Below are 25,885 nucleotides of genomic sequence, written 5' to 3' on the forward strand. Positions count from 1 at the left end.
ATGGGATTGCGATCATGAAAGCTACTCTGCTGAGAAACTCTCTCTCCAAAATTAAATCCTGACAGACTACCAGCATGGACTGGAGATACGTCTCAGGAAAAAATCTAAATGCGCTAGTGTGATATTTCCGAAATTTGATAGGTGGAATTTGATTACACCTATCGTCACAGCAAAATTTAGATCATTTCAATGAGTACCTATCAACTAAACCAGGGTCACTATGACACAGAAACAATGGCTCAAATTAGGGCTAGCAGCCCTGCTGGTTAGTGCAGTTACACCTTCTTTAATCAACCATTTAGCCACTCCCATAACAGCAGAAACTCTTATTGCAGAAACCCTTATTAGTGAGACAATTATCAACTACCCGTCCACGTCAAGAACTGACGAGCGCGACCATAGCGACGAGGACAATCACCACGACCGCGCAGCGCGAGAAGTCACCGTAGAAATTGTCGCCCAGGGCGATGAATGGGCCGATGTGTACATTGATAATCGCCGCTTATTTTCCCCTCGTACCCTGAACCGCAGCAAAAAATTTCAATTCGAAGCGGGAATTTACGACATTCGGGTTCACAGTGCCACCAATTACTTTGATCGCTGGGTCGATGGCTCTCTAGAAATTAGTGATGCTAATGGGGCATCGAGCACAGTCGTTCTTAGATTTTCAGAAACTGGGCGGGTGCGTGTATCTGGGCGGTATCATACCTGGATATCGAACTTAGACTAGCAATCACGACTTTGGTAGCAACCAATCCCTACGGATGGATTACGAAATCACTGCAGACACTGCAGCGAGCTAACTGGTACCGCCAGGTTCAAACTGTTGATGGCAAAGGTGGTGCTACCATCAGCGTCAATGGGCATACCTGCTTAAACTTCGCCAGCAATGATTATCTGGGCCTGGCGGGCGATCCAAGATTAGCCAAAGCAGCTGCGAATGCGATCGCAACCTACGGCACCGGTAGCACCGGCTCCCGACTGCTTAGCGGTCAGCGCCCCATCCACCGAGAGTTAGAACAGGCCATCGCAGAACTTAAAGGGACCGACGATGCCATTGTCTTTAGTTCAGGCTATTTAGCAAACTTGGGCACCCTCGCCACCCTGGTGGATCACCGCGATCTGATTGTGGCGGATCAATACAATCACTCCAGCCTACAAATGGGCGCTCGCCTCAGCGGAGCCACCATTGCCATATATGACCACAACAATTTAGAACAGCTACAGCATCATTTGACGCAGATGCGCCCCCAATATCGTCGCTGCATCATCGTCACCGACAGTGTCTTTAGTATGGATGGAGACCTGTGCCTGCTGTCAGAAATTTTAGCCATCGCCGACCAGTGGGACACCATGGTCATGGTGGATGAAGCCCACGGCACCGGCGTACTCGGTAAAACCGGTGGTGGTGCCGTAGAACTTCTCGGCTGTCGTCATCGACCCATGGTACAAGTCGGCACCCTTAGCAAAGCCTTGGGCAGCTTAGGCGGCTACGTCACCGGTTCCGCTGAATTGATTGACTTTTTACGCAACCGTGCCGCCACGTGGATTTATACAACAGGTCTCTCCCCCGCCGATGCCGCCGCCGCCAGGACTGCGATCGCAATTCTCTCTCAAGAGCCCGAAAGACTCACCCAGCTAGCACACAACGCCACCTACCTCAGACAGCGCCTAGACCAGCTGTCCCACATTAGTCGCTTACCCTCCGAATCCCCAATTGTTTGCATCCAAGTCAAAGACGCAGCAACAGTACTTCAACTGGGTCAACACCTAAAAAAACAAGGAATTTTTGCCTCCGCAGTGCGCCCCCCCACTGTCCCCACCAGTCGTCTAAGGGCAACGGTAATGGCGACCCATTCGAGGGGAGACATTGATCGATTGGTAGCAGGGATTCAAGATTTTTTTGGTGAGTAGGGCATGGGCAGCGGGAGGTACACGAAGACGCCGTTAAACCAAACGGATTTTTCAGGTCCTTACCCTACTCCCTATTCTCCCGACTCCTCCGGCATCACCCACTTTCTCGGTTCTGTTGCCCGTGCCAAAATCTTCTTACGCAGTGCCTCTTCAGCAATTTCTAACATTTTGTCGAGAGACGTGTTTTCAATAAAATTCGACGCCTGTTGAGTATAAGCCTCATTGGGACAAGCATCGCCTTTAATGCAGCCGTTAACGCACTCAACGGCACAGTTCACGCTAGTGTTCTCAGTAGTCATGGGGTTATGTTAATAACTCTTCTTCTCATACAAAATTCTAGATAAATTTGCCCATGATTTCACAGAACGATTCGTCACTACCGACAGGTGAGAGTCACATCACAATGATGCATCGCTGTCTAGAGCTAGCGGCTCAAGGAGCCGGGCGAACAGCGCCTAACCCGATGGTGGGGGCGATCGTTGTTAAGGATGGACAAATTGTTGGAGAAGGGTTTCACCCCCAAGTAGGACAACCCCATGCAGAGGTTTTTGCCCTACGAGCAGCTGGTGAGGCCGCCCGAGGGGCCACAATCTATGTAAATTTAGAACCCTGCAACCACACAGGACGCACCCCACCCTGCACAGAAGCTGTGTTACAGGCAGGCATTGCTACGGTAGTGATTGGCATGCGGGACCCCAATCCTAAGGCCAGCGGCGGCATAGAGCGTTTACGCGCCGCTGGCGTTGAAGTTATTACCGATGTGGAAACAGTCGCCTGTGAACGCCTCAATGAAGCCTTTATCCATCGCATACGTCACCGTCAACCCTTTAGCATTTTGAAATATGCCATGACCCTTGATGGCAAAATTGCTACGGACACTGGCCATAGTGCCTGGGTCACCAGCCCTGCATCACGACGACATGTACATCAACTGCGAGGTCAGTGCGATGCCGTTATTGTCGGTGGCAATACGGTACGAAAAGATAATCCTCGATTGACTAGCCATGGAGTGTGCGATCGCAACCCACTCCGTGTAGTGATGAGTCGCAGCCTAGAGCTACCCACCAATGCTCATCTTTGGCAAACTGACATTGCCCCGACATTAGTATTTACAGAAATCAATCAGAAACAGGCAGAGTCCATATTGCCAACATCTATAGACGTCGTTTCCCTCAATCCATTAACACCCGAAGCAGTCGCTAATAACTTATTTGAACGGGGGTTATCCACAATTTTGTGGGAATGTGGTGGCACCTTGAGTGCAGTAGCTCTACAGCAGGGCGTTATTCAAAAAGTATGGGCATTTATCGCCCCTAAGCTGATTGGTGGCAGCAACGCTCAAACACCAATCGGCGATATGGGCTTTAGAGAAATGACTGAAGCCTTAGCCCTAAACAACATAGAGCTACAAAAAATAGGTCCAGACTGGCTGATTGAGGGATATCTAAAGGATTAAGTAAAAAATAAGTACCTTAAAACCGCTAGCTATTACCAACCAGTCCTACGATCCTTAGTCAGCCCAGCCTCTAACTGATGACGACGCATCAATAAGTTGAGCGCTCGGACAAACTCATCACGATTGCGCAACACATCAAACCGCTGAATCACCTGTCCTTGATCTAGAAATAGCAGCGTGGGTAACGTCTGCAGTCGATACAGATTTGCCAGCTTGAGATTTTCATCAGCATTAATATTAAAGACATTTACCTGACCTGACCAGTCTTGCTGAAACCTATTGAGCATGGGAGTCACCCGACGACACAACCCACACCAAGGAGCCCAAAAATGCACTAGAACCGGCACAGGAGAAGCTAGTACAACGCTTTCGAAATTGTCTTCAGAAATTGTCATTGACGCTTAATTATTGTCAGTATTGATAAAAATCTTTTAGTACTTCCAATCTTATTAAGAAAAGTCTAATACCGAAAGGGTATTGCTCTATTATTGTGAACCTTTTCTCACAAAAAAGACAGCCTGCCAATAATAAAAATCCACGTACGCTCAGCAATACCAACTTAAAGACATCAAGCCAAGATTAGAATTGTTACTAATCGTCGAAAGTCTTGTATAGATAGAGATATTGGACCATCAATGGTCACTTTTGTACAGTGTTTTTTTCTATGAAAACTTAAGAAAACATTAAATAATGTATCTGAATGATTCAGAAATTTATGTTTTGTTTGATCAACATAACCTCTGAATTGAGGCGTTCTCTCAAATGATGGCAACTAAATTTTCTTTGGCTGCAAACATTTACCTATAGCTAAAAATACAATTGGGTATAACTGACGATGTCACACCTCGCTTTGCATTTCTTTTTCAATCATATCCAGGGTTTTCACAACTAAGCGTTTGGCCTCTAGCTTCCAACCCCATGATTGAATACCATACGCAACGTAGAATCCTACGCCTGTAGCCATGAAGTCTAGGGGTTGCTGCATGGCAACCCCTAACAGCAGTCCTAAACCGCCAATGCCCCAAAAAGGTAGTGCTACCATCTGTCGGTCGCGTTCAACAATTTTGGCAAACATATTTTGAGGTATATCTGCCAGGATCTGCTCTTTAATCTGCTTTTGCTGAGGATATGGAACCGTCAGCCCAACCTTAGGCCGTAATTTTTCAATTTTTCGCGCTTCTGTACTGTATTGAGTCAGCTCGTCTTCGGCCATGGTGATGAGCTTTTCGATAGAATCCATAAAAAACGCAGAAATAACTGTAGGGTCAGCCTTTAAGGAGTCAGCTAAGACCTGAAAAACTGGCAAAAATGCTTTTAAGTATGCAATATTAACGTTTACTTAAGCATTATTAATTTAAGTCAGTAGTGTAACTCTCTGCAATCGGCTGGACTGCCTCAAAATCTATGGTTTCTGCTATCCCAGCATCGTACAAAAGCTTTTTGCCCCGGTTTTATCGGCTCTCAATCGTTGGGGTGTTTTCCAACATGATGGTGCCTTTAGCAGGTCTTTGTGATACTGCTTTTCTAGGGCATTTATCTGATATTCATTATCTGGCTGGAGTGATTCTAGGCAGTATTTTATTTGATTACCTCTATCGCATTCTTAAATTCTTACGCAACAGTACCAATGCATTAACGGCCCAGGCTGTCGGTGAAGACGATATGACAGGCGTATTGGTCGCGGTCTTGCGATGTGGGTTGGTGGCACTTGCGATCGCAGCCGTCATTTTACTGTTCCAATACCCCATCCATGAACTAGGCTTCACTATCCTGTCCGGAGCCCCTGAAACTGAACAGGCGGGCATCACCTACTTTAATGCCCGCATCTGGGGAGCCCCAGCGGTGCTTCTGAACTTTGTTCTCATTGGCTGGTTTTTAGGACGTGAGAAAAATGGCGTGGTTTTTCTCATATCCCTCATGGCCAACGGCTCTAATGTGCTGCTGGACTATATCATGATCAACCGCTGGGGTTGGGAAAGTACCGGAGCTGGTTTAGCCACTGCCCTGAGTCAGTACCTGGGCTTGTTAGTCGGGTTTATCGCCATTGTGCTGACCATAGACTGGACTTATCTAGGTAAGGCTATGGGGCAAGTGCTCGATCGTCAAGCACTCAGTTCCACCCTGATGCTCAAAGGCAATATCCTGGTCCGTTTTTTAGCCCTAATTTCTGCCTATTCCATCTTTACTAACCTGAGCGCCACCTTTGGTACCGTGTCTTTAGCAGAAAACGGTTTATTGCTGCAAATTGCGCTACTCAGCCAGTTTACGGTTCAGGGAGTGGGGATGACGGCCCAAACCCTGATTGGCAACTTTAAGGGGCAAGGACGTACAGATAACTGTGTACCCGTCCTTAAAACCGCCATTGTAACGAGCCTGGTTATCTCCCTTGGCTTTGCCCTATCGGCAGTGATCTTTCCCAACACGATATTCAGCCTGCTCACCAGCCATACAGAAGTGAGTCAGGCCATGGGCAGCTATGCCGCTTGGCTGGTGCCCCTACTCAGCATCACGTCCGTTGCCTTTATGTTAGAAGGCTACTTTATTGGCTTAAAAGAAGGGGCAGTGTTAAGGGATGGTGCCCTGCTAGGTTTTGGCATCGGTTTCATTCCCTTAGCATCGTTGGCCGTCTACTGGCATAACAGCTATTTGCTATGGACAGCGTTAACAGCCTACATGACTGTCCTCATGCTGTTTTTGGTCTACAAGTTAGTCAAAATGCCATTGGCAGAACCGACAACGATATCATCTTAGAAGTAGGCCACTCCCACCACAGAAAACACTAACAGCCCGCTCCCGGTACACTATAAGCATAAGGAAACCGACCCATGACATGGCAAAACCCTTGGTTGGTTGCAGCCCTTTTCAACCTAGTTCTCATCGGCCTCGCCTTTGCTAGTCCCAAAAAGCTCTTAACTCCCATGGGCTATATCCATGCTTGGGTTTTGGGCGTTATCCTCTGGGGGTGCCTGGGCTGGCAGGCGTATTTTGTCACGTTGGTTTATTTTGCAGCCGGTTCTACAGTCACTAAAGTAGGCTTTGCCCAAAAAGCAGCTGCAGGCATCGCGGAAGATCGGGGCGGCGTGCGAGGCCCCGGCAATGTCTGGGGGTCAGCGTTGACAGCGGCCCTCTGTGCCCTATTGGTATGGTTTACAGGCCTGACATCTGCCACCCTAGCAGGATTAACCACTGGCCAAGTGACCCAGCTGCTGATTCTGGGGTTTGTGGCCAGCCTGAGTACGAAGCTATCGGATACGTCCGCGACAGAAATTGGCAAGGCCTACGGTCAACGGACATTTTTAATTACGACACTACAGCCCGTACCAAGGGGTACAGAAGGCGCTGTCAGCCTGGAAGGAACACTGGCCGGAGTCGTCGGCTCTCTGATTTTGGCAGTCGCAGCCTGGGGTGTTGGCTTGATTCCAGTGGTCGGTGTTGTTATCTGTGCCATTGCAGCCTTTGTTGCCACCACCATTGAAAGTTTGATCGGGGCAACAATTGAGGACAAGCTGCCAGGATTGACCCACGATGTGGTGAACATTATTAATACGCTGATTGGGGCTGTAGTTGCGATCTCACTAGGCGCTCTACTGGCTATTAAATAATGGTATGGCATTGACATTGCAGTAAAGTCCTAGGAATATTCTTTTAATCACCCATGGCTCGACATCAATCATGTCCTGGAGCTTAAACATATTGAAACTTCTAAAACCGTTGATGGAACCTTTTTATGGCCTATCCGGTTTCCCTAGTTCTAGGGATGAACGTATGATTAGCCAAAGTTTTATTAGACAATCCCATGCTCTCTGAGGCTGAGCTGCCCAAATCATCAACAAGCCAAAACAACACCCTTGCTCACATTGCCCAACAATTTATTGGCTATGGCACTGTGGGAGATATTCGCCCCCTCGGTAGCGGTAATATCAACGATACATATCTAGTTGATGCAGAACAGCCGTTTGTCCTCCAGCGCATCAATACTGAGGTATTTCCCCAGCCTCATCAGGTTATGGATAACCTGTGCCAGTTTGTCAGCCATGCTCATCAGCGCTTAGACAAAGCTCCCCTCAATCGTCGTTGGGAAGTCCCCACTGTTCTTAAAACAGATGACAATCAGCACCACTGGATAGATACCCAGGGTAATATTTGGCGCGGTCTGAGCTTTGTACAAGGCACCACCACATTCAACACCATTCAACACCAGGAACATGCCACTGAGATTGGCTATGGTCTTGGCTGTTTCCACAGTTTGCTCAGCGATCTGCCCTGTGCAAATCTGGCAGATACCCTACCTGGATTTCACATCACCCCTCACTATCTGAAACAGTACGATGCGATTCTGCCCCAAGCTGCTTCCCTATCTTTTGAAGAACATCACTGCTGCCAACTGATTGATAGCCATCGCCAGCGACTATCGGTCTTGGAAGATGCCAAAGCCACAGGTCGTTTGCCCCTACGCTCGATTCATGGGGATCCAAAGATTAACAATATCCTGATTGACACGACCACCGGACAGGCCACCAGCCTTATTGATCTAGACACTGTCAAACCCGGTCTGGTCCACTATGACATTGGCGATTGCCTACGCTCTAGTTGCAACCCATTAGGGGAAGAAACCCAAAATTGGCAAGCTGTCATCTTTGATGTGGAGCTGGGTGCAGCTGTACTAAAGGGGTATCTTTCCAGCGCTAGTGATTTCTTGAATGCGGTGGAATATGACTACATCTATGACGCTATTTGGCTGATTACGTTTGAGCTAGGATTGCGCTTTTTTAGCGATCACCTGGCAGGGGACATTTATTTTAAGACTCAGCGACCGAACCATAACCTTGAACGAGCGTTAGTTCAATTTCAGTTGGCTGAAAGCATTTGCCATCAGAAACCCTTAATTCAAACCGTAATTAATCAATTAAAAGCCCATTACTGTTCTGAAGTTGGGTATGTAGCTTAGAACTATTTAGTACGTACTGAGTTCTACAGGTAACTCAGTAGCTGTCCCCAGGCCTCTAGGCCCTTGGGCAAAGGAGCTTAGCAACATCGTTGTGGCTCCTCCCTTGGTAGACCTTATTTATCTTGTGTTTGTTCCCTTAGGAGACATCAATGGCTATACCATTTTCGCTAAAACCCTTCGAACCAGTCTCGAATTTAGTGATTTCTGGTCGGGTAGTCCGGGCTCAATCCTCTCTCACGGTCGAATACACCCTGACCGGTGCTGTCGAAGATCTCAAGCTCCCCCCTACTGACAGCAAAACCCCTAGCCGCCGCGATCATCTTTGGGAAAATACCTGCTTCGAGGTCTTTATTGGCATACCGGACTCATCCCGCTATTGGGAAGTTAATGCTTCCCCCAATGGCAATTGGAATGTATATCGCTTTGATGATTATCGTCAAGCTATGGTGGCCGAACCCGCCTGTAGCAAAATTGCTAGCACCTGGCAGCCTCTGACGAAAGGCTACTATTTAACCCTAGAGTTACCTACAGACGACTGGCTTGCTATCGATCAACCCCTAGAGCTGGGGATCAGCACCGTGATCAAAACTGACAGTGTTTCCCACTGGGCTCTAGACCATACAGGCCAAGAACCGGATTTCCACCGTCGAGATAGCTTTAGCCTCGCAGTTTAGGGGGTTTTGAGGTCTTAGGGCTTAGTGTTGAGTCGATTTAAGTACAACACCTGAGTTGGATAGGCAAATTCAATTCCAGCCTTGTCAAATTGTTCTTTAATGGTTAAATTCATCTGTTGTTGTACATCTATATAAACCATGTAGTCGTTAGTTTCTACGAGATAAACAACTTCATAGTTAAGACTGCTATCACCAAAACTAGCAAAATGAGCCCGGTCAAACGTGACCTGAGGGATTCCTTCAATGATGTGACGCAAAATATCGGGAATCAGCTCCAGTTGGGTCTTACTAGTCTCGTAGGTAACCCCTAAGTTAAACGCAATCCGTCGTTGGGCCATGCGCTGAAAATTCTGAATGCGCGAAGCCGTTAGATCGGTATTCGCTAAAATCAGCTGTTCTCCATCCAGGCTTTGCAGTCGAGTTGTTTTAATACCGACCTGTTGTACAGTGCCAGACATGTCGCCAACAACAATAAAATCACCAATCTCAAATGGGCGATCTAACAAAATAGAAAAATAGCTAAACAGGTCCTGCAAAATACCTTGGGAGGCTAAGGCGATGGCCACGCCACCAATACCTAAACCGGTTACAACGGCAGAAATATCAAACCCCAGGTTATCTAAAACAAAAACAATTCCAATCGCCCACAGAAATACACGCACAGCTGGGATTAGAGCATTAAGGCTCTGGCGCATATTGGGCTGGTCGCGATGGATAAATCCATAAATACGCAGGCTATATTCAGCCACTGACCCCACTAGCTGCAGCAACAGTAACGTGGCAAAGATAACGCCCACAACGGTCAGCAGCTCAGCAACAGTGGGATACAATGTCAGATTTTGCAAACTGATGTAGCCAAACCCCAGGTAAAGCAGCCACAGTGTCGGACGCTCTATCAAGCGCACCAGCTGATCATCTAAGGTATTGGCAGTGCGTTTAGCCCAGCGTTTGAGACGACGGAGGATAAGACGCTTAAGCAGATGTGCGATCGCAATACCTACACCAATATTAAGGAGCGAAATACCATAGGCCTCCAGGGTATTACCTAGAAAAGTTTTCTGCAGAATATCAGACAGCATGGGGACTAAGTCGTCATCAGATTTAGGTTAACAGGGGTAGAGGTTCCCTTGCATGGCTCTAACCTTGTTTACACAGCTCGCGCCGGTAACCAGAACCAAATCCGTAGTTCCTTATTCTCCTATTTTGATTCTCTCTGCAATAATCTCTTGTTGTCTTGACAGTTTTATTGAGACATTAAATAAATATAGCAATTGTCAATCGTGCTAAATACACCCTACGCCCTATTCCCCACCCACCCACTCACGCTAGACTAGACACCAAATTTTACACTCCCAAAAGGTGAACCATTTGGATTCCATAAAAATACGTCGGGCTCAGCTAAGTGATGCCCAAATCATTGCCAACTTCAACCGAGCCATGGCACAGGAAACTGAGAATAAAGACCTGATTCCTGAAGTGATCTTAGCAGGGGTAAATTCTTTATTGAACAACCCATCCCGGGGCTTTTACATCGTTGCTAAGGTTGACACTCAAGTAGTGGCTTGTTTGATGATTACGACAGAGTGGAGTGACTGGCGAAACAGTCTTTTCTGGTGGATTCAAAGTGTCTTTGTCAGTCCCAACTATCGTCGTCGTGGCATTTATCGCCGCATGTACCAATTCATTAAAGAGCTTGCACATCAGGAGCCAGATGTTTGCGGATTTCGTCTCTATGTTGAACAAGACAATATGCGAGCCAAGGAGACCTATGCAGCATTGGGTATGACCCAAAGCCCTTATCATCTCTTTGAAGAATTAAAGCCAGGTATCAAGTATTTGCAAAGCCCCATATAACCAACAGTCATTGGATATGGCTGTTAAACCTCTACCTGAAAACAGTGCGACTGATGTTTCCAATGATTGAAAACATCAGTCGCACTCAGTTGAAAGGATCACAGACACCTATTTGAATGTTACCGTGTCACATTAATGGACTAATGCAGGAAGTACCAGAGGCCGCAGATGGCCAGGAAGGCCAAAACCAGGTAGATAAATAGATAGCTGATCTTCCGAGGGGCTTCTGCGATCACAACCTTGGCCACCTTGCAGTCACCCACTGTATAGCCTTTACCAGGTTCTAGAGTCACCACAACCGTTTCATCCTTTTCACAAGCAACGGCATCAGCTAGAGGCTTCACTTCAATGCAGACCTCACTCTTACCCTTGGGTATCGTGACACTGCGACTAATTGCCTTATAGTCCTTGCCCTCTGTAGCTGTGCCACTAACACTGTAGGAAACTACAGTATCCTGCATGACGGGCTCTTCCGTGCAAATTAGGAACTTGCCTGTATCAATACAAACTTCACCTTTGTAAGGTTCAGTTGCTTTAGGATCGGGCGATTTAATGCAGACCTCTGGAGCGGGCTCCAAAAGGAGAGAGGTATCAATGCGAAAATGAGATTTTGTAGTGTGCCGCTCAGCAAAGAAAAGGTCAAAGGTATAATCTTTGCCCTTTTCTAGAACAAGAGTTTCACCGGTTGCTAAAGCTTGGTTAAACTGAGTTTCGCCAGCACTAATACCAAGATCAATGGTATCGGTCATGGGTGGATGCACACCACCTAAATCAATCACTAGCTTGCCGTCAATAAAGATCCACAGATCATCGTCGCCGACAAATGTAAATTTCTCAGTGCCCTTATAGGTAAACTTAGCGTGAATTTCGTAGGTAAAGTGATAGTTATGGGCACGTCCCTCATTGCCAAATAGCTCATTGTCAATGGGGAAAAATTCCGAATTCTCATAGGTAAAGACACCGTCATTGTCGGCATCTTCCAAAAGAATATCTAACTGCTTACTCTTGTTAACATCTACAACGTCACGGAACCACTGGTCAAAGTTCTCCTTACCTGTGGTGGTTTTACCTTTCCCTCCCTTATAAATAGGTTTTTTATCAACGCCAAGTTTAGATTCAACAATATTTTTCTCGGCAGCAATCACATGTTGAAAATCATTATGGCTGTCTTTAAAATCGCGAACTTTTCCAGACAATGTAATTTTTTGTGTCATGGGAGCTTCCTTGTTCTGAAATAGAGGCTCTTTTTTATACAATCACCATCCTAAACTTTCCAGAACCCACCTAAAAATTCCTCTGAAACTCCGTCACATCAAGGCCAACCAAATCATGAATCAACGTAACAGTATCAGCAAAGCTCTATAGAGCCTTACAGAACATCATTAACCATGCCGATATCACACCTATCCGCCATCTCTGCATCAACGGAGATTTGACGTAAAAATACCTAAAACCTAAAAACTATAGGCAGCTTCCACAACCTCTGCAGAAAATATGGTTTGGAGTAAATCAAAGTGAGGTAAACATAGGGCAAACTCATCGGAGGTGAGCAGCTGACCATATTCTCGTTGTAATAGCTTTAGCATATAGCGCACTAGCTCCCATCTCACATTGAATGTGGGATATAGCATCACACACAACGGAAACAGTTCCTGCTGAACAACACTGGTATTTTTCTCTAGTAAACAGACCCAAAGATAAATTTGAAACATTTCTGTATCTCGGGTACTAGAGGCCCTAACAGTTGTTGAACCCAAAGAGCCACTATAGCACTGGTGCCTTGGGAAAACCTCTAGAACTTGAGTTACCACATGCTGGGCAATGGTACTACTCTGAGGTAGAAGCGTTCGCACAACCTTTAGTTCTGACGAATTATAGCCATAATACGATGCAGCATCATAGGCTCTTTGCAGCGGCATATAGAGGTGATCATCAATTGCTTTGAAATAAAGCTGTAATATTCCCCGCTGCGATGGTTCAACTGATTCTAGCAATAGCTGCCCAGTGTAATGGAACTGCATACTGACAAAGCCAATGACCCTAGGATCTACAGCCGTAAATTTTGCTCGAATAATGCCTAAATCTGGGGCAATATTGACGGCAAATCGCTCAGGGTAAACAAATGAGGCGTAGCTTTCAAACGCTCTGTCAAAGATCTGAAACACATCACCAGCAATCGCCCATGGGTCAATAATATCGGGGTCTAACTGATGTTGTACTACCTGTTGTGAGAGAAGTTGCTCGGTTTTGTTCCATGCCCTCGCACTAATGGAGCGCAAATCTTGATGCAGCATCTTTGCAACTGCAGCCCGCAATTCACGTTCATCAGAAAAGACGGGTCGTGATGCTCCTTCCTTGACCATGCGCATGTAGCGAACAGCCCAAGCTTTAGAGAATGAAGACGGCGAGTCTAATTGATTAACTTTAGATAAGTCAATTTCTTGTGAAACAGATGACCCTATAGAAGATTCGGCAAACATTGTCTTCAAACGAGACTCTCGGAATAACGTTGACACACTTATAAAACAATTTGCCAACAAGATCCATCACCGGCAAACCATTAGTCCCCACAGCTAAGCGAGTGATCCCATAGCTCCTACCTATCAACACAACAATCATCAACGCGGTTCACATATCACTGCGCAAGTCAAGTAAGTCAGTTGGAACGACAAGCTGAACTCAGTACAAACTTCAGAACTTGTTACTGATTATCTAGCTATGGCCTTAAGATCAACTTAATATATTTACATTTCTTAAACTTAAGAGGTCCAACAACGTCCTAAAGTCTGACCACCTGAGATAAGGCTATGCATTGTTCGGATTTTTGTCAATCCATCAGGTCTCTAACGCTACGTAGGGTATATCGAACAGAATGAAATCAATGTCGTTCTATGGACCAAAGCATCAATGTCGTTATGCAATTTTTATGTGAGTAAGAAATTAGGGTTCAGGGAATTCTCATATGCGCTAATCAAAATGGAGGCGATCTATCTCCAGTTACAAAAAGCCTCTGCTTGCCATGTCCCCCCAATCAAACCAACAACAAACTCGTCGTGGTCTACTGAAATATTTAGGGCTTCTGGCAGGTGCAGCCACCTTACCCCCTGTTCTCAATTCATGTAGTGCAGAATCAGCCTCCACGTCAGAGCAATCTCGCTTCCCCCCAGAGCTATCTTCAAGCTTAGCTAAACCACTGGCAGCAGCTGGCCTTAATCCCCACCGAGTGGCTCTTGTTAAAACGACGGATCGAGCAGCTGGTGTAAGGCAGGCCATAGCGTTGTTGCAGCCCCCTAGCTTTAAGCAAAAGCGCGTATTTATTAAACCTAATTACAACACAGGCGATCCAGCCCCAGCTGCCACAGATCCAGTTGTATTGGAAACGTTGGTGCAAGAAATTCAGGCAGCTGGAGCAAGCGCTATTACTGTTGGTGACCGGTCTGGCATGGCAAACACTCGCAGCGCTATGGCCCAAATGCAGGTTTTCAATCTCAGCCAGCGCTATGGGTTCAACACCCTTGTGTTTGATGAGTTGAGCCGAGACGACTGGCAATATTTTGCAGCGGCTGGCACAAACTGGTCCCAGGGATTTGCGATGGCCCGGCCTGTTCTTAATGCCGATGCCATTGTCAATGTCTGCTGTCTTAAAACCCATCGGTTTGGTGGCCACTTTACATTGTCCCTGAAAAATACCATCGGCATGGTGGCTCGCTATGTGCCGGGTGATGACCATGACTATATGCGTGAATTACATCGCTCTAGCAGCCAACGGTTAATGATCGCCGAAGTCAATAAAACCCATCGCCCCTCGCTCATCATGATTGATGGTGTAGATGCCTTTGTCGGCGGCGGTCCTGAACAGGGACGGCGGGTACAGGCAGGGCTCATGCTAGCCAGCACAGATCGCATTGCCATTGATGCGGTTGGCATTGCCATGCTACGCAAGCTAGGCACAACTCGCGAAGTATCCAGTGGGTCAATTTGGGATCAGGCTCAGATTAGGCGAGCAGCTGATTTAGGCTTAGGAGCCGTTAGCTCCGAGCAAATAGAACTGGTGACCGCTGATCAAGGGAGTGCCCAACTCGCTGATGAAATTCGTCAGTTTTTGGTTTGAAGCGCCTATTACGAAAAAGTTGACCATTGGATTAGATACCTATGCAGGTGAACTTTACTTGGCGATAGCTATTCTGATACTTTCAAGAAAGACCGATCGGTCTTTTTAGGATTTTCTCAGGCTCTAAACTTGTTTACCTGTTGCGACTGTGTCTAAAGCCCAGACTACAAAGGCCCATATTATCCAACAAGCGGCTGTTGTTTTTAACCAGCAGGGCTATGCGGGAACATCAATGGCTGACATCATGCAGACGACGGGATTAAAAAAAGGAGGCATATATAACCATTTCAGCAGCAAAGATGAATTAGCCTTGGCGGCTTTTGACTTTACCGTTGGCTTGGTGGCACAGCAATACAAAATTGCTCTGCAAGGGAAGCGCCACTCTATTGAACGTCTTAAGGTCATTATTGAAACCTTTTGCAGCATGGTGGATAAACCCGCTTTCAAAGGGGGATGTCCGTTAATGAATACGGCAATTGAGAGCGATGACACCCATCCAACTTTGCGCGATCGCACCTGCCAAGCCATGGATAACTGGCGGCAAATGATTCGCAAAATTATCAGTCTCGGCATCAAACATGGTGAAATTAAATCTTCACTCAATGCAGATGCCACCACTACCATTGTAATTTCCACCTTGGAAGGTGCTTTAATGATGAGCCATCTCTATGGTGATCACGTCCACCTATCCTGGGCTAAACAGCATTTATTTCAATACATTGCAACCCTTCAGCAAACAGATGACTCCACCCCCCTAGGTCTTTTGGAGTAGGGAGCCACCCAACCTAGCCTCAGGTTATTTTTTTCACCATTGCTTTTTCCTCAAAAAAGACCGATCGGTCTTTTTCTAGATTTTATTTTTATTAAGGATTAAGGAGGACTCGATGCTGACGTTTTACTATCACCCCCTATCGCCTATCTCCCGACGTGTTTGGCTAGCGTTATTGGAAAAAGAGATTCCCTTTCAACCCGTCATCGTGGATCTGAGTAAACGTGAACAGTTTCAGACTGATTTCCTCACCCTCAACCCCTTTCACCATATCCCTGTGATTGTTGAAAATGGCTTTCGCGTGATTGAATCCATCGCAATTCTAGACTATCTAGAGGATCAGTATCCCCATCCCCCATTGGTACCGGCATGTCATAGGGAACGGACAACCATGAGAATGATTCAAATGGTAACCGTCAATGAATTGGTCTCAAAACTCTCTAAAGTAATTAACCAAGACCATGTTCCATTGACAGCAGATGTCAAACAACAACTCAATGCTGCTTTAACATTTCTGAATAGTCACGTGGGCAAAGGGGGGTATTTTGGCGACACCCATTTAAACTTAGCTGACATTGTAGTGGGTGCAACGGTGCCATTATTCTGCAGACTGGGCATAGGGCTAACAGATTATCCTGCCCTCAATCAATGGAACAATCACATCACCGCTCGCCTGGCCTGGCAGGCAACAAATCCCAGTGATGTCGACTTCGAGGCTTGGAAACAACTACTACAGCGATGGATTCGCATAGCCATGAAGCGGCAAAAGCGACAGCATCAGAACAATTAACTCAACGGCTTTAATTAATTGACAAAAACCATGATCGTTATCCACTCTTACAAACCCACATGGCCCCAAGAATTTGCAGTGATTCAAGCCGCTTTGACAAAAATTTTAGGAGCACAGGCTCTCTGTATTGACCACATTGGTTCAACTTCAGTACCTGGCTTGGGAGCAAAAGACGTTATTGACATTCAGCTCACCGTACAGGCCCTTACACCCAACATTCCAGAAAAGCTAACGGAGGCAGGCTATTACCATCGGGAGCATATTACCTGTGATCACGTTCCCCTGGGTGCAGATGCCACTCCTCACCTATGGAAAAAACAATTCTTCCATCAACCGGATGGGCAACGGCGTGCAAACATCCACGTGAGAGTTGAGGGCAATCCTAATCAACAATATCCTTTGTTATTTCGCGATTACCTTCGTAGTCACCCAAATTCAGCCAAATCTGTAGAGCTGATTAAACGAGAAATTGCCAAGCGTCATGGCGATGATATTGATGCATACTATGACATTAAAGATCCGGTTTACGATTTGATTTGGGAAGCTGCCCTGGCCTGGTCAAAGGGGTTAAGTAAGGTTGAGTAGTCAACAACTTGTCAAAATTGTGCACTATTTGTTGCGATCGCATCCAGCTTGACACAATTCTCTATAGAGCAATACGCAACTCCGCTGAATAAATTCAGCACATTGTCGATATGCCTGCAATGTCTCACCATGGGGCACCGGAATATCTTGGGCTGGATGACCAATGTATTCCTGTATTGTGTATACCTTATCAGCAATAGCTGGCACCATACTGATGAGAAGAAACTTCTGGGGCCGGGTCATGGTAAAAATCAAATCAGCCCAGGCCAAATTTTCAGACGAAATCTTCTGGGAACAATGTTCAACAGAAAATCCATACTCTGCAAGCGTTTGCTGCATCTTATTAATCATCGGTTGCCCCTCAGATGCATAAATACCAGCTGAACGGACTTCGATACTACCATTTTCCAACATAGAACAAAGGAAGGTAGCCGCCGTCGGACTGCGACAAATGTTTCCATCGCAGACAAATAAAATCTTCATCCTGATTGTGAGTCTTATTTCCTGAATTTAGTAGTTTTGGTAAGTATGTTTAAAAACAATTTTTCAGCATCGAAATCAACCCAACCTTTGCATCAAAGAGATCGCCATAGTTACTGTATCAAACAAGTATAAACAGCAACCATTTAGATGTTTATCTCTTACAAAATGACGCCACTTAACTATCATTAAAGACGAACGAAAAGGTTAAAAACAAGTTAAGAAACCAGAGTTTTTTTCGAGGTTTATCATTAATGCAGCATATAATTAACCCCCATAACAATAACTTTATTACTTGACGAATATATCGACTAATCATGAGAGATTTATTGCTTAATTTATCAAGTTGTGTCGTGAAACCAGGGAAACGATTTTGCCCACTGTTTACGGCCCTCAGCGCTCTAACACTGTTTACTAGTTGCAGCAACGACACAAGCCAGAATGTTTCATTAGTCAGTTCAGATAACGTAATTCGTTCAGCCTATGGAACTTTAGAAGAGCTGTTTCAAACAGAGGTAATTAATATTGGCTTAGAATCATTAGGCTATAAACCAATCGCTGGTTCTGAGTTGGAATATGACGTTATTCACCAGGCTATTTCCCGTGACTACTTAGATTACACAGCCGTTCATTGGAATCCCCTCCATCGGAATTTCTTTGAAGAAAATGGAGGCCATGAAAAACTAAAACGAGTCAACCCATTAATCGATAATGCTTTACAGGGCTATCTAATTGACAAAGAAACATCGACCCAAAAAGGTATTGGTAGCTTGGAAGATCTGAGAGATCCAGAACTTGCTAAGCTATTTGATACCGATGGGAATGGTAAAGCCAACTTAATCGGTTGCCCACCAGGATGGGGATGCCGAGACGTGATCGAATCTCATCTCAACGATTACAATCTGCGAGATACTGTAGAGCACGATAATGAGAATTACTTTGCCTTGATGGAGACAACTATCAAGCGCTACAATGAAGGTAAACCAGTACTTTACTACACCTGGACTCCGCTATGGGTAAGTGGTGTGCTGGTACCCGATGAGGATGTTGTCTGGTTAGACGTTCCCGTTGTCGGTATTCAAGAAAACGCCTCTGTGATTGATGGTAAAAATCTTGGCTTTGAAGTTAATCAGATTGAAATTTTAGCCAATCGACAGTTTTTACGAGCACATCCAGACATCGCTCGATGGTTTGAACTCGTTAATATTCCCATCACAGACGTCAGCCTGCAAAATCAGCGTATGCGTGATGGAGAAAACACTCCCGCAGACATTCGTCGTCATGCAGAAGACTGGATCCGCGACAACCAAGGCACCTTTGACGATTGGATTGAAGATGCCAAACAGGCTGCCAAGTGATAAATGCAAACTAGAGAAAATCAGCTAGGTTTTCAATTTTGAGTTCTCGGCTTTAGTTGATTTCAAACTCAGAAATGAGGGTTGAATTAGAGCCTATTTTTGCGCAAAAGCGTTCTATAGCATGCTTCTTCAGAGATAATTGTCAGCACGATTGTTGGATTTATAAAATCCTTACCCCCTCCTATAAGCCTTTTAGCTTGGCAAACAGCCAGTCTTCTCATCTGTCAGTAGCCAAGTCTTTACCAAGCCATCATACCCACCACTTGCCAATATAGTGCCCTCTTGGTTAAAGGCAAGACTATACACAAATCCAGAATGGCCCCGCAAAGTGCAGCGTTCTACCGCCTGTTTCCAGTCCCATACCTTAACAGTTTCATCAAAGCTACTGCTAGCCAGCACCCCTCCATCGTCGCTAAATACAACATTAGCGACAACAAAATTATGTCCGCTTAAGGTTTGTTCAGCCACGCCGGTTGCTAAATTCCAAATTTGCACATTGGTATCATAGCTACTGCTAGCAATATATTGACCATCGGGACTAACGGCAACACCTGTTATTCTATCCGTTCCCGATTTGTAAGTTCGCACTGATTCTGAGGTCACAACATCCCACAGAGTCACCACTCCATCTTGATCGCCGCTCACTAATTCCTGAAAACTGGCAGAAGAGAATGCCAAACTGTTCACCTGTGCTCCAGAATCCACCAAGGTTGTAAATTCACGTCTCAGGTCAAGATCCCAAACTCGAATGGTGCCGTTACTGCCTCCGCTAGCGATAAGAGTGCCATCAGCGTTCACTGCTAGACTCACTATTCGACCAGAGCGACCCGTAAATATATGTTCTTCTAATCCTGTTTCAACGTTCCATACAACGATGTTGCCGTCACCTCCACCTGATATCAAATATTTTCCGTCAGGGGTAAACGCGACACTATTCACCCGCCCTGCATGGTTGAGAGTACGCTGTACTTTACCTGTATCTAGATCCCAAAGCTTAACCGTTTGGTCATAACTCCCGCTAGCGACAAGGGCTGCCTCTGGCTGCATGGCAACACTGAGTACCGTGGCGGTATGCTGTGCCAGAGAATGCTGTGTTGGCGTTGGTGCCGCTGCTATTGACCCATCCGCAGATTGTGTCGTCGTTTGAGAATAGTTTGAGTGCTGATTTAGACTCCCCCAAATTAATCCAAACACTGTTCCAATCACGCCAAGCGCCACTAAAACAATAATAGAAGGGGCTAGAAGCTGATTTCTTTGAAGCATTTTTAGTTTATTTCACTCCAATAACAACAAAAACAAACAACTTCTGCTAAAACAGCATAAAAGCCCAGACTATACGGTTTAAACCACAGTATTTTTCAGCCAAATTGCTTAATATTTATCGTTCTTTGGATTCCGCAAGGTCATCGATAGTCATCTCTTCGTACTTTTCAAAGGGTTGGTGAATCCATGGATTGGTTTCTAAATAATCAACATAATAGTCAGGCTTAATCACTGAACAGGCTTTGTACCAAAGTACGGCAGTCTTAATATCGTCAATATAGAACCCATATCGATGCTGCAACCAGCGAATGCTACGCTGCAAGCTTTGGCCTGAATCCACCAGATCATCCACTAAAAGAACATGGGTGCCAAGATTGGTGGTGGTCATACTCAAATCCCTAGAAAATGTGATTGACCCACGGGTCCGGTTGCCTTCACCGCCATAGGACGATGTGGAGAGAATAGCCAACGGTTGACCATAAATACGACAAAGAACGTCTCCAATCCGCAGACCGCCCTTAGCCAGACAGACAATCTGATTAAATTGCCATCCTGACTGATGAATAGCGACTGCTAAATTTTCAACGGCTTGGTAGTAGTCTGACCAAGACACATAAAGATCAGTATCGGTAGAAGGCCTAGTAGCTGCAAGATCTGAAGTTACGGACATGGATAACTCGGAGGAAAGGGGGGACACAAATAGGGCAATAATATAGCGTTGTTACATGGCCTGAAAGCAGCGTCTTTTCTTAAAAACGTTGCCCCACCAGGCAATGGCAGCGTACAAAGATTCTAGTGTGACGCTTGGTGTGACGATACAGTCAGGTTTGAGCCTCATTCTACAGATGATTTAATAATTTCTAGCAACCTCTCCACACTATGGAAACTTCAGGCAAACCATCGCATCCTCCAAAACTGACTTGGTCTACAAAACTGGCCTACGGTGCCGGGGATATGGGAGCGGGTCTAACCTCTAATTTATTAGCGTTTTCGTTTCTGATTTTCTTAACCAATGTTGCTGGATTAGACCCGCTCAAAGCAGGCACCGTGTTGCTGATTGGCAAAATTTGGGATGCTGTCAATGATCCAGTTGTCGGGATCTTGAGCGATCGCACCCGCACCCGTTGGGGACGACGCTATCCATGGATAGTGCTAACGGGCATTCCATTTGGAGCTACGTTTTTCCTAAATTGGATTGTTCCAGGGAGTACCAATCAAAACGTACTGTTTTGGTACTACGTTTTTGTTTCTGTGGTATTTCAGATATTTTTTACGACGACAAACTTGCCTTACTCGACTCTGACCGCCGAAATGACTCAGGATTATGACGAGCGGACAGAGCTTACATCCTTTCGACTGTCATTCTCCTTAGCAGGGGCGGTGCTAATTTTGGCGTTAGGCCTGGTGGTGGGTCAAATTACCACAGATCCCCAACAGCAATATCGCATCCTGGGCATCCTGGGGGGTGGCATTTCAATTGCAACGATCTATTGGTGTGTCTTTGGCACATTTCGGCACTCTCAAGAACAGGCAGCTTATCTCGGGAAATCGCTTAAAAACAGCGATTTTGACAACAACGGTTCATTTTTACAGCAGATAAAAATTGTTTTAAGCAATGGCCCCTTTCTATTTGTCGTAGGAATTTATCTTTTTTCATGGCTGGCGCTCCAGATTACAGCCGCCATCATTCCCTTCTACGTGACTTTTTGGATGGGAGCCGATGATTATTTTTTAGCCGCACTGTTGGTACAAGGTACGGCCATTCTGATGATGTTTGTCTGCAACTTATTGGCTAAACGTATTGGTAAAAAAGGGCTTTACTTTTTAGGAGCTGGCGTTTGGACAATGGTGCAAATTGCTCTATTTTCCCTACAGCCAGGGCAACTCATGACCATGTATGGACTATGTATCCTTGCCAGTTTTGGTGTAGCCACAGCCTATGTTGTTCCCTGGTCGATTTTGCCAGATGTGATCGAACTTAATGAACTCAAAACAGGGCAACGTAGTGAAGGGGCCTTCTATGCATTTATGACTTTGCTACAAAAAATAGGGCTTGCTGTCGGTATTTTTCTCGTCAGTTTAGCGCTAGAAACATCAGGATTCGACAAAAGCTTTGCCACACAGCCAGATTCTGCACTGTGGGCAATTCGCTTTTTTATGGGACCTGTGCCCTTGATCTTACTCGTGGGTGGCATGGTGCTGGCATACTTCTATCCCATCACCAAAGCAGTCCATGCCGAAACCCTACTTAAGCTAGCTGAACGCCGTAAACAAATACAGCAGTAGGCAACACCACTAACTGCGTCGGCGAGCACCAACTTCCGCTGGCTCTGCTGGCGCTATTTCAGTAGAGAGATAATGCTTACCTAAATCTAAAAACGCGTTAGCACGATTAATGTGTTGCTTAGCATCAGCCAGGGTGGCTTTATCTGTATGAGAATAATCTGCGCGCAGTCTTGCGTTTAAGCCATCGTTTAGATACGCACTATAGGGTTGAAATAGAGGCCTTTTTTCTGAAAATTGTTCTGAAAATAGACTATTGACAGCTTCATTTTGAGTAGGTACAGCTGCAGTCTGCTCCAGGAGAAGTGCCTCAGCCACATACAACATGGCGTAATAGGCGCGAGAAATAGCAATATCGTAAAAGTGACTATGGGCTAATAGCTGAGCTGCCTTTATATTTTCCTTTGCATTTAAAAGACGTTGCTTCTGCTCAGACTTCATGAACAAGAACTCCGGAAAACATTGAAAATATCCGTCCCAGCGGACATTAAAGCATAAATTGGTCCCAATCTTAAAGATTTCTTTAAAAGATATGAAAATATGATTCTGAACCTACCACGGATAGTCAGATATATTAAGCCCCTTGCTCCCAAGAGGTTAAAACGATTGAGACATTGGGTCATATCCTGTCTAGGATTATCTTGACAGCAACCCATGGCACAGTTTTTAGGCTGTCGCTAATATCATGCACTCAAGGAAATTTTATGTTAGAGGTAATCGTGTGAAATTATACAAAGTGGCACGGTGAGCAGCATAAATTTGGTGGGCACCCGTCTCCAAAACGGAAAGTACGTCATCGAGAACGAGCTGGGACGCGGCGGTTTTGGGGTGACTTATCGTGCTATGCACCGAAGCCTCAATCAAGTAGTCGTCATTAAGACGCTACGTTGGCCAACCAATGATGCAGAAAACGATCAGCAACTGCAAAAGTTTCAGGCAGAAGCACGTCGTTTAGCTCAGTGCCAGCATCCCCATATCGTTAACGTTACTGACTTTTTTATCGAGGCGGAGCGCCCCTATCTGGTCATGGATTTTATTCCAGGGCAACCGCTATCAGAGCTTATTTTTCCCAATCGACCTTTACAGGAAGACCTAGCCTTACAGTATATTCGACAAATTGCCAGTGCATTACAAACCGTGCATGCCCAAGGCTTGCTTCACCGCGATGTGAAACCTCAAAACATCATGGTTAACCAGGGCAATGCGATTTTGATTGATTTTGGCATTGCCCGAGAACTGGTGAGTGGTCAAACCCAAACCCATACAAATTTAGTTTCTGAAGGCTACGCTCCCCTAGAGCAGTATTTGCCCAAGGCAAGACGTTCAGCGGCCTCAGATGTTTATGGTTTAGCGGCCACCCTCTACTCTGCTGTCACCGGTCAAGTGCCGGTAGCCTCTGTGGTGCGATCGCACCACCCCCTCACTCCCCCTCGACAGGTCAACGCCACTCTCAGCCCCAGCACAGAACAGGCAATCCTCCAGGGCATGGCGTTGCAACTAACTGAGCGCCCCCAGTCAATTGCCACCTGGCTAATGCTGTTACCAGCAGCCAACAAACGGGGGTTACAACCACCCACCACCCAAGCGACCCAGGTTGTGGCCCCTGGCAGCCCTTCAGGCTATGTTTCAGGTCAGGATGATTTTCAAACTGGTGCTAAGGAGAAGCAACAACAGAAACGACAGGGTTCAGGCGTTATTAAAACATTCTTTTCTCTTATGCTCCTGGGACTGATAGCAGGTTCAGGATTTTTAGGCTATCGCGTATATATTGCTGTTCGCCAAGCGGTCAGTAATGTAAGGGACAAGACAGAAGACTTTGAAGTCTCTATGCCAGAGATTAGACTTCCCGAAGTCTCCCAACCTGAGCCAGAGGAAACATTAGCAGAAGAACCCAGCACTCCAACAGAAGTCCTTCCGGATCCAACAACTGCTGAGAGCGCACCGCCAACACCTGTTGCCACATCGCCACGACTAATATTAAAAGACAGTGGCAATCCCAATACTGCTACACCTGGCAATGGCAGTATCGTACCCGTACCTGGCTTTGCCCCTGGCACAGCGGCAACAGCTGTTGTTAATCGCCTGGGGGAACCCACACGACAGTCTGTGTCTCCATCAGCCACAACGGCTGTATACGAGCTAGATCCCAATAGAGCAACCGTTGCCTATATATACAATGCTGCTGGTGACACTATTCAGCAAGCCGAGGCCGTCTTTGCCCCTTCTTACGATCGTTTAATCATGCGCACAGCACTAGCAGGTATGCTCAATGGACAATCTACCCGAGAGATTGAAGGGGGGTTAGAGCAGGTACGTACCGGTCAGGCAAATCAATTTCCCTTTGAGCACAACGGTTTAACCGGCAGCATCGAACGCAATGATAACGGGTTTATTCACATCCACGTACGTTAGAAAACCGAGATCTCTCATATAAAACGAGACCCGATGTAGAGACGTTCTATGGAACGTCTCTACACCGGGTTTGGTAATTAGGCGTAATTATCGACAACAACGTAATTACGTTCTCGCCTATTCGTTTTCCATGTTGAAGATAAAGGGTACCTGACCGCCCTTATCTCCCATAACCAACACCCTGGGCATCTGGGAACCACCGAGTTTCCAGGCTTCAATGGCCTCTTTCTGAAGCACCAGTTCACCCCCTTGGGCCTTTAAGGTTTCAGCCAACAAACGCTGGGCTTCGGCGCGACCTTTGGCCCGGTTGACTTCTGCCTGGGCTTCTTGTTCAGCCTGCTGGGCTACATACACGGCTCGACGAGCACTTTGCTCAGCAATTTGCTTTTCTTCTACCGCTCGGGCAAATTCTTCTGAAAATGAGAGATCAACAACACTCGTATCAAGAATGATGATGCCGTACTTTTCTAAACGGCTACTGAGAGTATCGTCAAAATCTTCCTTTAGCTTCGTTCGTTGCGTAATCGCCTCTTCTACAGTACGACGGGCAGCAGCAATCTTAAAGGATTCCTGGGTCTGGGGGGCAATGATCTTGGTAACTATATTGGCCAACGTTCCTTGCTTTCTGCGGATTTCCACAATATTGCTAGGATCTAACCGAAAGTTAATGGCAAATCGAGCCCGTAAATCCTGAAGATCCTTGGTGGAACTTTCAGCGGGCACTTCAAATTTCTGAACCGTAACATCGTAAACATCCACAAAAGACACCAGGGGTGGCTTGATGTGAATCCCCTCTAGCAAGGGGGCATTTTGGGCTTTCCCTAGAATGCTTAAGACACCGGCCTGACCAGGATTAATAATGACCAAAGTGCTGGTCAAAATCAGGCCGGTAATAATGGCCAAAAGTGCGATCGCAGCTGGCTGCCAGCTACCCGTCCGAGCGCTCAAAATTAGTTCCTCCGAGTGTAGATGGGGAAAATTTTTTTAG

General features: G+C 46.1%; 26 protein-coding genes. 15 read left to right on the forward strand and 11 right to left on the reverse strand.

Features of this window, described 5'->3' with window-relative positions:
• The first annotated feature begins 220 nt into the window (after nucleotides 1–220).
• Nucleotides 221–730 carry a hypothetical protein gene (locus SPB21_RS15940; RefSeq protein ID WP_163699029.1) on the forward strand — a complete coding sequence of 170 codons (510 nt, stop codon included), beginning with the start codon at nucleotides 221–223 and terminating at the stop codon, nucleotides 728–730.
• An 11-nt stretch (nucleotides 731–741) separates the two neighbouring features.
• A complete protein-coding gene (gene bioF, locus SPB21_RS15945) occupies nucleotides 742–1,914 on the forward strand; it encodes an 8-amino-7-oxononanoate synthase (protein ID WP_499867124.1) in 1,173 nt (390 codons plus the stop codon).
• 71 nt (nucleotides 1,915–1,985) lie between these two features.
• On the opposite strand, the gene SPB21_RS15950 is transcribed toward bioF, so the two are convergent.
• On the reverse strand, nucleotides 1,986–2,213 hold the full coding sequence (locus SPB21_RS15950) for a hypothetical protein (RefSeq protein WP_499867125.1): 228 nt from the start codon (nucleotides 2,211–2,213) through the stop codon (nucleotides 1,986–1,988).
• Between the two features lie 53 nt (nucleotides 2,214–2,266).
• Between SPB21_RS15950 and ribD the strand changes: the two genes are divergently transcribed.
• Entirely contained in the window at nucleotides 2,267–3,370 is a 1,104-nt protein-coding gene (ribD, locus tag SPB21_RS15955; protein WP_163667475.1) for a bifunctional diaminohydroxyphosphoribosylaminopyrimidine deaminase/5-amino-6-(5-phosphoribosylamino)uracil reductase RibD, read from the forward strand.
• A gap of 32 nt (nucleotides 3,371–3,402) precedes the next feature.
• Here the strand turns inward: ribD and SPB21_RS15960 are convergent, their stop codons facing one another.
• Together SPB21_RS15960 and SPB21_RS15965 are read right to left on the reverse strand one after the other, a co-directional pair.
• Nucleotides 3,403–3,765 carry a thioredoxin family protein gene (locus SPB21_RS15960; RefSeq protein WP_163667472.1) on the reverse strand — a complete coding sequence of 121 codons (363 nt, stop codon included), beginning with the start codon at nucleotides 3,763–3,765 and terminating at the stop codon, nucleotides 3,403–3,405.
• A gap of 443 nt (nucleotides 3,766–4,208) precedes the next feature.
• Nucleotides 4,209–4,610 (reverse strand): hypothetical protein, encoded by a 402-nt coding sequence (locus tag SPB21_RS15965; RefSeq protein WP_163667470.1) that lies wholly within the window; start codon nucleotides 4,608–4,610, stop codon nucleotides 4,209–4,211.
• A 164-nt stretch (nucleotides 4,611–4,774) separates the two neighbouring features.
• Between SPB21_RS15965 and gntT the strand changes: the two genes are divergently transcribed.
• From gntT to SPB21_RS15985, 4 genes are all read left to right on the forward strand, one after another.
• Entirely contained in the window at nucleotides 4,775–6,121 is a 1,347-nt protein-coding gene (gntT, locus tag SPB21_RS15970) for a guanitoxin biosynthesis MATE family efflux transporter GntT (RefSeq protein WP_499867127.1), read from the forward strand.
• Nucleotides 6,122–6,195: 74 nt separating this feature from the next.
• On the forward strand, nucleotides 6,196–6,972 hold the full coding sequence (locus SPB21_RS15975; protein ID WP_163667465.1) for a TIGR00297 family protein: 777 nt from the start codon (nucleotides 6,196–6,198) through the stop codon (nucleotides 6,970–6,972).
• A gap of 194 nt (nucleotides 6,973–7,166) precedes the next feature.
• Nucleotides 7,167–8,318 (forward strand): phosphotransferase enzyme family protein, encoded by a 1,152-nt coding sequence (locus SPB21_RS15980; RefSeq protein WP_499867129.1) that lies wholly within the window; start codon nucleotides 7,167–7,169, stop codon nucleotides 8,316–8,318.
• A 149-nt stretch (nucleotides 8,319–8,467) separates the two neighbouring features.
• Nucleotides 8,468–8,992, forward strand: coding sequence for a DOMON-like domain-containing protein (locus SPB21_RS15985; protein WP_163667459.1), 525 nt, complete (start codon nucleotides 8,468–8,470; stop codon nucleotides 8,990–8,992).
• Nucleotides 8,993–9,006: 14 nt separating this feature from the next.
• On the opposite strand, the gene SPB21_RS15990 is transcribed toward SPB21_RS15985, so the two are convergent.
• Complete coding sequence (locus SPB21_RS15990) at nucleotides 9,007–10,071, reverse strand: mechanosensitive ion channel family protein (protein ID WP_163667456.1); 1,065 nt, start codon at nucleotides 10,069–10,071, stop codon at nucleotides 9,007–9,009.
• 289 nt (nucleotides 10,072–10,360) lie between these two features.
• Between SPB21_RS15990 and SPB21_RS15995 the strand changes: the two genes are divergently transcribed.
• Nucleotides 10,361–10,846, forward strand: a complete 486-nt coding sequence (locus SPB21_RS15995) for a GNAT family N-acetyltransferase (protein ID WP_163699017.1) — start codon at nucleotides 10,361–10,363, stop codon at nucleotides 10,844–10,846.
• 140 nt (nucleotides 10,847–10,986) lie between these two features.
• Here the strand turns inward: SPB21_RS15995 and SPB21_RS16000 are convergent, their stop codons facing one another.
• Both SPB21_RS16000 and SPB21_RS16005 read right to left on the reverse strand, forming a co-directional pair.
• Nucleotides 10,987–12,060, reverse strand: a complete 1,074-nt coding sequence (locus SPB21_RS16000) for a fibro-slime domain-containing protein (RefSeq protein ID WP_163667450.1) — start codon at nucleotides 12,058–12,060, stop codon at nucleotides 10,987–10,989.
• A gap of 240 nt (nucleotides 12,061–12,300) precedes the next feature.
• A complete protein-coding gene (locus tag SPB21_RS16005) occupies nucleotides 12,301–13,326 on the reverse strand; it encodes a bilin-binding protein (RefSeq protein ID WP_163667447.1) in 1,026 nt (341 codons plus the stop codon).
• Between the two features lie 539 nt (nucleotides 13,327–13,865).
• Here SPB21_RS16005 and SPB21_RS16010 point away from each other — a divergent pair.
• From SPB21_RS16010 to SPB21_RS16025, 4 genes are all read left to right on the forward strand, one after another.
• The gene (locus SPB21_RS16010; protein WP_499867130.1) at nucleotides 13,866–14,957 is read left to right on the forward strand and encodes a DUF362 domain-containing protein; all 1,092 of its coding nucleotides are present in this window, start codon (nucleotides 13,866–13,868) and stop codon (nucleotides 14,955–14,957) included.
• 148 nt (nucleotides 14,958–15,105) lie between these two features.
• Nucleotides 15,106–15,729: a TetR family transcriptional regulator C-terminal domain-containing protein gene (locus tag SPB21_RS16015; protein ID WP_163667443.1), complete on the forward strand. Its 624-nt coding sequence runs from the start codon at nucleotides 15,106–15,108 to the stop codon at nucleotides 15,727–15,729.
• A 112-nt stretch (nucleotides 15,730–15,841) separates the two neighbouring features.
• Nucleotides 15,842–16,516, forward strand: a complete 675-nt coding sequence (locus SPB21_RS16020; protein WP_499867131.1) for a glutathione S-transferase family protein — start codon at nucleotides 15,842–15,844, stop codon at nucleotides 16,514–16,516.
• A gap of 30 nt (nucleotides 16,517–16,546) precedes the next feature.
• Complete coding sequence (locus SPB21_RS16025) at nucleotides 16,547–17,101, forward strand: GrpB family protein (protein ID WP_163699011.1); 555 nt, start codon at nucleotides 16,547–16,549, stop codon at nucleotides 17,099–17,101.
• A 24-nt stretch (nucleotides 17,102–17,125) separates the two neighbouring features.
• Here the strand turns inward: SPB21_RS16025 and SPB21_RS16030 are convergent, their stop codons facing one another.
• Complete coding sequence (locus tag SPB21_RS16030) at nucleotides 17,126–17,584, reverse strand: arsenate reductase/protein-tyrosine-phosphatase family protein (protein ID WP_499867132.1); 459 nt, start codon at nucleotides 17,582–17,584, stop codon at nucleotides 17,126–17,128.
• Between the two features lie 350 nt (nucleotides 17,585–17,934).
• On the opposite strand from SPB21_RS16030, the gene proX reads away from it, so the two are divergent.
• Nucleotides 17,935–18,939: a glycine betaine/L-proline ABC transporter substrate-binding protein ProX gene (gene proX / locus SPB21_RS16035; protein WP_348918188.1), complete on the forward strand. Its 1,005-nt coding sequence runs from the start codon at nucleotides 17,935–17,937 to the stop codon at nucleotides 18,937–18,939.
• 192 nt (nucleotides 18,940–19,131) lie between these two features.
• On the opposite strand, the gene SPB21_RS16040 is transcribed toward proX, so the two are convergent.
• Together SPB21_RS16040 and SPB21_RS16045 are read right to left on the reverse strand one after the other, a co-directional pair.
• Nucleotides 19,132–20,202 carry a WD40 repeat domain-containing protein gene (locus SPB21_RS16040; RefSeq protein ID WP_163667429.1) on the reverse strand — a complete coding sequence of 357 codons (1,071 nt, stop codon included), beginning with the start codon at nucleotides 20,200–20,202 and terminating at the stop codon, nucleotides 19,132–19,134.
• A 115-nt stretch (nucleotides 20,203–20,317) separates the two neighbouring features.
• Nucleotides 20,318–20,872 carry a phosphoribosyltransferase gene (locus tag SPB21_RS16045; protein ID WP_163667426.1) on the reverse strand — a complete coding sequence of 185 codons (555 nt, stop codon included), beginning with the start codon at nucleotides 20,870–20,872 and terminating at the stop codon, nucleotides 20,318–20,320.
• Nucleotides 20,873–21,081: 209 nt separating this feature from the next.
• Here SPB21_RS16045 and SPB21_RS16050 point away from each other — a divergent pair, with 209 nt between their 5' ends.
• Nucleotides 21,082–22,488 carry an MFS transporter gene (locus tag SPB21_RS16050; protein ID WP_499061754.1) on the forward strand — a complete coding sequence of 469 codons (1,407 nt, stop codon included), beginning with the start codon at nucleotides 21,082–21,084 and terminating at the stop codon, nucleotides 22,486–22,488.
• A 9-nt stretch (nucleotides 22,489–22,497) separates the two neighbouring features.
• On the opposite strand, the gene SPB21_RS16055 is transcribed toward SPB21_RS16050, so the two are convergent.
• A complete protein-coding gene (locus SPB21_RS16055) occupies nucleotides 22,498–22,926 on the reverse strand; it encodes a HEPN domain-containing protein (RefSeq protein WP_163667421.1) in 429 nt (142 codons plus the stop codon).
• Nucleotides 22,927–23,229: 303 nt separating this feature from the next.
• On the opposite strand from SPB21_RS16055, the gene SPB21_RS16060 reads away from it, so the two are divergent.
• Nucleotides 23,230–24,897, forward strand: coding sequence for a serine/threonine-protein kinase (locus SPB21_RS16060; protein ID WP_499867134.1), 1,668 nt, complete (start codon nucleotides 23,230–23,232; stop codon nucleotides 24,895–24,897).
• Nucleotides 24,898–25,014: 117 nt separating this feature from the next.
• Here SPB21_RS16060 and SPB21_RS16065 read toward each other — a convergent pair whose 3' ends face one another.
• Nucleotides 25,015–25,845 (reverse strand): prohibitin family protein, encoded by an 831-nt coding sequence (locus SPB21_RS16065; RefSeq protein ID WP_163667415.1) that lies wholly within the window; start codon nucleotides 25,843–25,845, stop codon nucleotides 25,015–25,017.
• Between the last annotated feature and the right edge of the window lie 40 nt (nucleotides 25,846–25,885).

Source organism: Leptothoe sp. ISB3NOV94-8A, from assembly GCF_043421595.1.
Taxonomy (GTDB): Bacteria; Cyanobacteriota; Cyanobacteriia; order Phormidesmidales; family Phormidesmidaceae; genus Leptothoe; species Leptothoe turfae.